This window comes from Spirosoma lituiforme (genome assembly GCF_054776635.1).
The window spans coordinates 34012-41817 of the sequence record NZ_BAAHBO010000013.1 but is presented as its reverse complement, the minus strand read 5'-3'; the positions used below and the strand labels follow the sequence as shown (position 1 = coordinate 41817).

Genomic DNA, 7806 nt, shown 5'->3' with positions numbered 1-7806 from the left:
GAAAGACGCCGTTTTCTCATTCCGGTAACGATACCACTTCCGGCCGCCCTGTTGTTTGGCGACCTCGTAACCAAGGCGTTGCAACAGGTCGTCTATCGGGATGGATTTGGCCTCGGCAATGTTCATAGGGGCAAGATACGATCTGGAGCTAATAGCATCAACATTTGAACAGTCTCCGCGATTTTTCGGGTTCCATCCTGATATTTGAGCATAAAATACACAGAGCCATGACCTTCCAAACAAAGCTATCACCCGATCCGCGCCACGTTAAATTAAAGTTGTTACTTGCAATTAAACTATTGCGTCAAGGTCAAACTAATAAAAAAGCATACGCCGAAGCATTTGATTTTTTGCTGAAAACCCTAAATGAAGACCAGACCGATGAGCAATATTTTATGTGATACAGCATTAGCAAAGACGTTGTATCTAGACTCTTCGCAAAATTGCTCTTTGATCTTATTGAAACAGCCAATAAATAAAATTAGCATTATATATGATTTTAGTAACATATGTTAATTTATTAAATCGGCCACTCTCTTTTCAACAGTTTTTTAGTAATCATAGTGGGTTTCTTTTGTTAAAGGTGTTTTGTTAAAGGTTTGTGTGACAATTTAGCAGTAACGTTTACGATAAATTAGCAGTGGATAGTGGTGACAAAATAACAGTGGATAAGTACTAAATATCAGCTGTTTAAGGTCTGTCTTGTGGATAACAATTCATGTAGACTGTGATTTTATCACAATTACTAAAATATAATATTGATTATCAACCTGTTATAGAGATAGTTTTGCTAAAAAACGACATAAATGTGATTTTGTCACAATTTTTCATCTAAACCGCTAACAATCAATCTTTTAGGTATTGGTGTTTGACTAAAATGCAGCGTCAATCCGCGTGTGCCTTTTTCCTCGACACGCGCATCGGTGTACAGGCTTTTCACCAGTCGATGCACCTTCTTGAAATTGGCTCTGAAATCGACCATGCGCGTATAATCCCCTCCGAACTGCTCCTTAATCGTCTGCCAGCCAAGGAATTGCGGCTTGTTGGCCGGTATGCGGTGCAGGCGGTGTGCAAGGAACGTATACCAGTCGATGGCCGTGGCGTTGTTGCTGAGGGCCGTCAGGTGACTCTTTGCCAGCGGGACGGCATGTTCCATCAGGTTGTTGAAATAAAGCTCTGACAGCTCAATTTCTGACGGCCACAGCATCAGCTGGTCGGGGTGTTTGTCGGGAAACAGCGTAAAGCCACTAACAAGCGGCATGTTGATATTCTGCTGCCCATCCTGCCCGTCATAGGTCATACGGATTACACACGACGCCATGCGGCTGATCTGGTCGCGCACGGCGCTCACTTGGCTGCCTCCTTCGCTGAAACCCATCAGGCTGTTGAACTCGGTCACGCTGCCGGCAGGCATGTCAATGACGCGGTTTTGCGTCTTCAGTGCGATGGTGTTAAGCGTTGCCAGAATGATCCGCGCCTTGACGCCATACGGCAAGCCCAGATATTGCATTTCGTGCGTGGCCGGGTTGCGGATTGGCATCGGCATGACGTACAGGCTGAATTTTCCGCTTTCGGTCTGCCAGATTTCATTCGGTGCCTGATCCGGCTCCCGCCTTGGCAAATAGCAATGGCAAAGGACGGACGATTGAAACAGGATTTCGCGGTCGTCCGGCTCTTCCTGCTTGGCCTCATAGATCAGCTTGGTCCGGCGTTTGGCAATCGGCGTCAGGTCTTGTTTTTTCGTGCTCATTTGCGTGCTGGTTTCAGTGCTGAATCTCGCTCCAGTTTCTCGACAACGGCCTCCACAATCCAGTCATGCAGGGATATGCCCAACTTGGGCGAACCCGGCTTGCGTGGGCGCGACGCTCGGAGCGCGTCGATCTGGCGAACGATCCCGACTGTCAAGCGGGTGTTGATGTGTTTCGGCGTTTCGTCGGGTTCGGTGGCCGCAATCTTGGCGACCTCTCCCCCTTTGGAAATAACGGCCTCGATCTCGGCCTCGGTCGGAATTTTACGCCGTGGTGGCGCTGTGGATACCGGCATGTGCGATAATGTTAAAGAGTGCGTCTAATTCAGCGATGGCCTTGCGGTCGGGTGTCTCCATCTCGAAAACGGTCAATCCGACAGATCCGGCGTTGGCGAACGCCTTCCGGTTGCGGATCGGCGTGTCGATAAATCCAAGCTCCGGCATGGCGGCAAGGGCGGCGGCGCTGTCCCGATTTTCCTGACTGGTGATGTCGGCGCGGTTCAGGAAGGTGTGCACGATCAATTCTGTGGCGCGTGTGGCCTGTATCTCGCTGAGCATGGCCGTCAGGGCCGCCAGCGTCCAGACATCATGCGAGCGCGGCTGTACAGGAATTAGTGCCACGTCTGCGACGAAGAGTGCGGCCCGCTGGCTGGTGGTGTCACGTCCGCCCGTGTCGATTACGATATGATCGTATTTCGAACGCATAGCTTCGACGTTCTTTCGCACATTGGGGCCGGTCAGCTGGACGAACGTGTAACCGGTGTCGCCTTTGGTGCTTTCCCGCCATGCAGTGAAGTCTGCCACTGTGCCTTGATCGTCGGCATCGACCAATAGCACGTCTGCGCCTTGCCTTGCCAGCCAGACGGTGAGGTTTTCGGCTATAGTGCTGCGGCCACTCCCGCCCTTTTGCCCTGCCGTTGTGTAAATCGCCATATCAGTGCTGTTTATCGTGCGGCAAATTGTGCAGGATTCAGCAGAAATGCAACACTGTTTATCGTGCGGTTTTTAGTGCTGGAATTCGTGCCGCTAATTCTGCCTGAATTTCAGAAACGCTGGCTCAGTCGGCGAGATGAACTCGTCCCGCGCCTTGGTGATTTCGATCTGTGAAGCAGCCCATTGCAAAGCGGTTAGTCCTTGCTGGTTATATTTCTTTAAAGTTTGAGAACCCAAGGTTGAGTTGACCCAAAGTCGTCAACAATTGCTGCCTACAGCCAACCGGCCTGACTAAGTGCGATACAGCGTCGGCGAAGTGCTTCGTCATCAGATTGTTTGTAGTTGGCCATAGAAAGCGAAAGTCGCTTACATAACAGACTTACCCATGTATCAATAATTGTTTATATCTATGTGATTGTATATTTTTTGTAATAAAAAACGGGAGAAATACCCTTTATGTATAAATAGAAAAAAATTAAATATGCCACTTATTACTAACATACTATATGAAATACTTTTCGGAAAGCTTAGGAGCCAAAAATATAACTATACTAACTATAGCTATATCACTATCTCTAGTATTGGTTAGCATAAGTTTGCTAATGTATTCTGTGCAAAATGTTTCTGCTTCGCCAAGGCAGAACCACTTTGTCCAATTGCAGAGTTCTATCGGACTTGGATGCGATGGTATGTATGTTTACTATTTTAACCCTAATGGTGAGTTAAGGAAAATGAAGAAAGACATAGCAAGAGAATTTTAGCGTTTCTAAATCGTATTTTCATAAACTAAACAATTTTACAATCATGAATAATCCTGCATTAAGTATTGAATTTCAAGATGGCAATAAAATAGAGCTATTATTTAGTTCTGATAAAGAATGTGAGTTATCTATAAACGATTCTGTAAAATATCTATTTAATCTTTACTCCGAAAAAGGCGATATTAATATTACGCAAAAAACAATTTATTCTACTAGTACAGCAATTAATTCAGGTTTAAATATTGTAAATATAGAGCGAATTGAGTTAGCAAATTTTCCTGTAAATATATTAACTAATTGTATCAGTTGTAACGGCAATAGATATTGTATTACTAATGGCTGTACTAATACCCCATGTGGCTGGATATGTGACAATTGTTGTTAAAAGTAAATTCTAAAATTATGGAAGTCGAAATAGTCGAAATTACTTTTATAAGTAATGGAAAAAAAATCAAAGCCTGGCCTACTTCTAAGGAAGACCTTAAACGTTTACATGAGGAAGGTCTAATACTTAATGATAATGGTAGGTGTACCTGTGGATCTGCAGATTTTTGTGATCATTACGCTCATCGTTGGATGAGATGTTTTCACATCACTAGCGATGAATGCCAACTTTTTACAACTGATAATTATTGCGACTAAATAATATACAGTACATAAACTATGATAAACTTCCATCCTGCGCAGGATGGAAGTTTATCATAGTTTATGTACTGTATAAATATAATGTATCTTACTTAAGATATGAAATTTTATCTGTTCATAATAGCTATGCTATTTTTTTATAGTGGTTGCTTATCTCAAGAAATAGATAAACAAGCCAATGAACAATATAGATCTTTTATTAATCAGCGATTATTTATGTACAAAGGAGATACTTATATTTTTAAAGATCAAAAAATTAGCATGGATAATTCAGAATATTTTGTACTTTACCAGGTTAAAGGTTTATCTTCAAACTTGGTTAAACTTCCATTTAGTGAAATTGAATCTCTAAACGGTTATGAATGGAAAGGAATGATTAACATTCAAGCTAGGGCAACACGTAACTTAAGTTGGTCAAGCTCTTATGATTCGGGAATTGAAAAACAAACTTGGCGAGAATGGTATACATTCGATTCAATCATATTGACTTTAATTAAAAAAAGAGGCTTGTGGAGAATTATTGAAGCGGATTCAATTGGACTTTTTGAATTAAACACTATTCCTACCTCTCAGGTTATTGATCAGGCACTTCTTCGTCCAATGGAGGATTTAAGATAATACACTTGCTTCACCCTCAAAATATTCTTCCAATTTGACATATAATATAGCATAAATACTGTCGATTGTATCCAACGTTAGCAATTCGTACTTTAATTAGCTCTTTTGTTTAACTATCGCAGCTGTTGCAAAAGTCGAAATTAGTTTAAATTTTTCTGCTTAACGTCTGACTGACGATTAATTCACGTGTAGAACTGATTGGTTCTTCCAGACGAACACGGCTTTGGAATCCTACATAAATTCTCATAGCTCATCTTAACAAAACGATGAAGTGAAGAGGATTTATGTACGATTCAGCATTGCTTTTCTTACATTAAACATCCACCTGCTTAGTATGCTAAGCAGGTGGATGTTTAATGTAAGAAAAGCATCATTAAATAGGGGAAAAACACCCTAGTAATTGACAATGATTTTTGATGAATTTGCAGTCACTTTACTTTTAGCTATATGATACTACCAGTTGTCCGGTATAGAGTACGGATTACAAATGAGCTCGATTCTACGGGTACGATAGGTCTTATGCTGTCTGGATTACAAGAAGAGGTTGTTATGAATGGCAACGCACACGACATTGCCGCTTGGCTAACTATTCTTCGATTGTCAAATCCTCACTACAATACAGCCAGCCAAGAGTTGCTCGGTAGCTTCATCTTTACCCCTACAGCTAACCCCACTTTTCAGTAATATGAAATTGAATCTACCTTTATTACTGGCAATTGTATTACCTCTATGTCTCAATTCCTGTAAAACTATGTTAAGGCCAGGTTCAGTTGTATATCGATTAGACAACAATGGCGCATCAACCAATCTGCATGTCGATCAACTTACGAAACCAGTCGTGGCTAATATTACCGATAAAGATGATTATTTGAGCTTGGGTAATATAAGTGGCTCAGCAGGCTACGTTGCTGATCCCAACCCAATTACGCTAACTACGACTCTTCGCGACTATTCAAATTATCGAGCAGCTATCCCACAATCCTTTTCCTTTTTTGGCAACGTATCAGATGATAACACGAAGAAAACGCTTCGGTTTACAAGCCAGTCATGGGTATTACAAGCAGTTAATGTGACGCTAAAGTTCAGACCGCAACCTACATTAAAGCATCTGGATAAACTAACAAGCCTAACTAATATGCAATCCGCAATTGATTCATTTCCCAGACAGACGGAAGCAGGCGTGGATTTTGGATTAGCTTTTGGCCCTAAGTTCAATTATAATGTTTTTCGAAAAACCGCAGGATTTCTAGGAAAACAAACGTTGCAAATTTCTGCAACGCCCGGTGTTTTGGTAGGTGGCGGGGCTGTAAGTATCAGTTCAAGTAATGCAAGAGAACTACCTGGAAATTATATTACGCGCTCAGCGGCATACGTGTCGGGTGGAGTGTTCTTAATGATTGGTGTTAACAATTTTAATTTTGGTATCGTCCGAGGTGTGGACCATCTCACAGGAGACTTGGGGAAAAACTGGGTCTTTCAAGATAAAGGTTGGTGGGGAATATCCTTAGCGTTAGATATTCTGAAGTAGAGTGCATTTACAAGATCGTCACAATAGGTATTAAACGTTTTATAGTCTATAAATTTTTATAAAGTATACTCAGTAGCGAGCTGTTGAGCCATTTTATCTAGCACAGCACGATATATCTTTCCTCTACTCAATGTGTGAGGATGATGAGTCTGAAAAGTAAGACGAGGTAAGTCGTGATTTGGATCTTGTAGTAAGTACAAGTAATCGCCAAGCAATGACTCTTGCTTAGGTGAAAAAAGCTGTTTGATCCAACCATCATACTTATGACCAGTTAAAAAGACAACAATGTCAGGTTGTAGAATCGCTAATTCGTCTTTAAGTAAGGCAAATCCAGCCTCATTCCTTTGTTGTAAGTCAATCGGAGGGGTTTGACCATGATAGTCGAATTTAGACACATTAGTCCATAGGAATCCGTTTGTTTTTCGAGTAGTCCCATTTCTATGACTATTCATCACCTGAAAGAAGGAGCGAGAAAAATTCCAAAATGGGCTTCTTAAATAACGAGATGGTTTCCCATCTTTATAGTCAGCACACTTCCCCAAATCAAAGGTAGTATACTTATTTTGTAAGAGCTCTACACTCAGATGTTCATACATATTCTCCCAATAATGGGTTTCTTGACCTACAAAGAGAATCTTCTTATCCATTCTGCAGTAGTCTTCAAATACATGCATCAGCAAAGGGGCCGAAACACCGGCTGGCCAAGTTTGATTATATAGCGTATTAAGATAAGGTTGGTAAACAGCCTGCAATTGCTGATTAAGACTTGATGCATCCATACTTCCAGAACGGATTGAAAAAATGATGGGATAATTTATTTATTTGCTTTTCTACTAGCTTAGTTAAGTTTAGCTAGGAAGCGGTGAATGTGAACCCGCTGGAAAAGACACCCCTTTGCTGTTCGAAAACCGGATGCATTAAGTTCGTCCGCAATTTGCTGCAGCGTCTTCTCTTGGCGGATGTAACCTTTGATGGTCAATAAAGCCCGTCGGTTATTTTCGTTGGTTGCCGCTTTCTCTTTAATAGCAGCAACCCCCTTTCGCTGAGCTTGTAGAGTCAGATTCTGAGGCGTGCCTAACGAAAAGCCTTGCTGTTTTTTAGCCGCTAATGCCTTCTTGGTACGATCGCCGATGAGTTCGCGTTCATGCTGAGCTAAAGTGGCAAAAATACCAATCGTCAACGTGTTGGCATCGGGCATATCGGCACAGACAAAATCAACTCCTGAATCTTTTAAGGCAAAGATGAAGCCAGCGTTGCGACTCAGACGGTCCAGCTTGGCAATCACTAATCGAGCTTTATGTTGCTTCGCATAAGCCAGCGCTTCCAGGAGCTGAGGACGACTATTGCGCTTACCGCTCTCGACTTCGATAAATTCTCGCACTAGCTGAGCCTGGCTACCTATGAAACCCATGACCTGGGTACGCTGGGCCTCCAGTCCCAGCCCGCTCTGGCCTTGCTGTTTGGTGGATACCCGGTAATAGGCAACGTGGTGTAGTGGCTGGCTTTCCATCAAGAGGTGAATTAGACCCCTAATATATGGGAAAAGTTTTATTTGTTACAAATGTTAAACGTCC

At 42.3% G+C, this 7806-nt stretch carries 9 protein-coding genes; 4 read left to right on the top strand and 5 right to left on the bottom strand.

Annotated elements, in window-relative coordinates; genetic code table 11:
- The first annotated feature begins 227 nt into the window (after positions 1–227).
- Positions 228–401 (top strand): hypothetical protein, encoded by a 174-nt coding sequence (locus ACYU87_RS26285; RefSeq protein ID WP_461136984.1) that lies wholly within the window; start codon positions 228–230, stop codon positions 399–401.
- Between the two features lie 416 nt (positions 402–817).
- Here the strand turns inward: ACYU87_RS26285 and ACYU87_RS26280 are convergent, their stop codons facing one another.
- Genes ACYU87_RS26280 through ACYU87_RS26270 form a run of 3 tightly spaced genes read right to left on the bottom strand, consistent with a single transcriptional unit; the run spans position 818 to position 2680 of the window.
- Positions 818–1750 carry a replication protein RepA gene (locus ACYU87_RS26280; RefSeq protein ID WP_461136983.1) on the bottom strand — a complete coding sequence of 311 codons (933 nt, stop codon included), beginning with the start codon at positions 1748–1750 and terminating at the stop codon, positions 818–820.
- On the bottom strand, positions 1747–2043 hold the full coding sequence (locus ACYU87_RS26275) for a hypothetical protein (protein ID WP_461136982.1): 297 nt from the start codon (positions 2041–2043) through the stop codon (positions 1747–1749). The genes ACYU87_RS26280 and ACYU87_RS26275 overlap by 4 nt, the downstream gene beginning before the upstream one ends.
- On the bottom strand, positions 2012–2680 hold the full coding sequence (locus tag ACYU87_RS26270; RefSeq protein ID WP_461136981.1) for an AAA family ATPase: 669 nt from the start codon (positions 2678–2680) through the stop codon (positions 2012–2014). The genes ACYU87_RS26275 and ACYU87_RS26270 overlap by 32 nt, the downstream gene beginning before the upstream one ends.
- Before the next feature lie 804 nt (positions 2681–3484).
- Here ACYU87_RS26270 and ACYU87_RS26265 point away from each other — a divergent pair.
- The 3 genes from ACYU87_RS26265 to ACYU87_RS26255 all read left to right on the top strand — a co-directional run bounded on the left by ACYU87_RS26265 (position 3485) and on the right by ACYU87_RS26255 (position 6232).
- The gene (locus ACYU87_RS26265) at positions 3485–3826 is read left to right on the top strand and encodes a hypothetical protein (protein ID WP_461136980.1); all 342 of its coding nucleotides are present in this window, start codon (positions 3485–3487) and stop codon (positions 3824–3826) included.
- 359 nt (positions 3827–4185) lie between these two features.
- A complete protein-coding gene (locus tag ACYU87_RS26260) occupies positions 4186–4704 on the top strand; it encodes a hypothetical protein (protein ID WP_461136979.1) in 519 nt (172 codons plus the stop codon).
- Positions 4705–5389: 685 nt separating this feature from the next.
- Positions 5390–6232, top strand: coding sequence for a hypothetical protein (locus tag ACYU87_RS26255; RefSeq protein WP_461136978.1), 843 nt, complete (start codon positions 5390–5392; stop codon positions 6230–6232).
- A gap of 56 nt (positions 6233–6288) precedes the next feature.
- Here ACYU87_RS26255 and ACYU87_RS26250 read toward each other — a convergent pair whose 3' ends face one another.
- Both ACYU87_RS26250 and ACYU87_RS26245 read right to left on the bottom strand, forming a co-directional pair.
- Positions 6289–7011, bottom strand: coding sequence for a hypothetical protein (locus ACYU87_RS26250; RefSeq protein WP_461136977.1), 723 nt, complete (start codon positions 7009–7011; stop codon positions 6289–6291).
- Between the two features lie 59 nt (positions 7012–7070).
- The gene (locus tag ACYU87_RS26245; protein WP_461136976.1) at positions 7071–7742 is read right to left on the bottom strand and encodes a recombinase family protein; all 672 of its coding nucleotides are present in this window, start codon (positions 7740–7742) and stop codon (positions 7071–7073) included.
- Positions 7743–7806 lie beyond the last annotated feature (64 nt).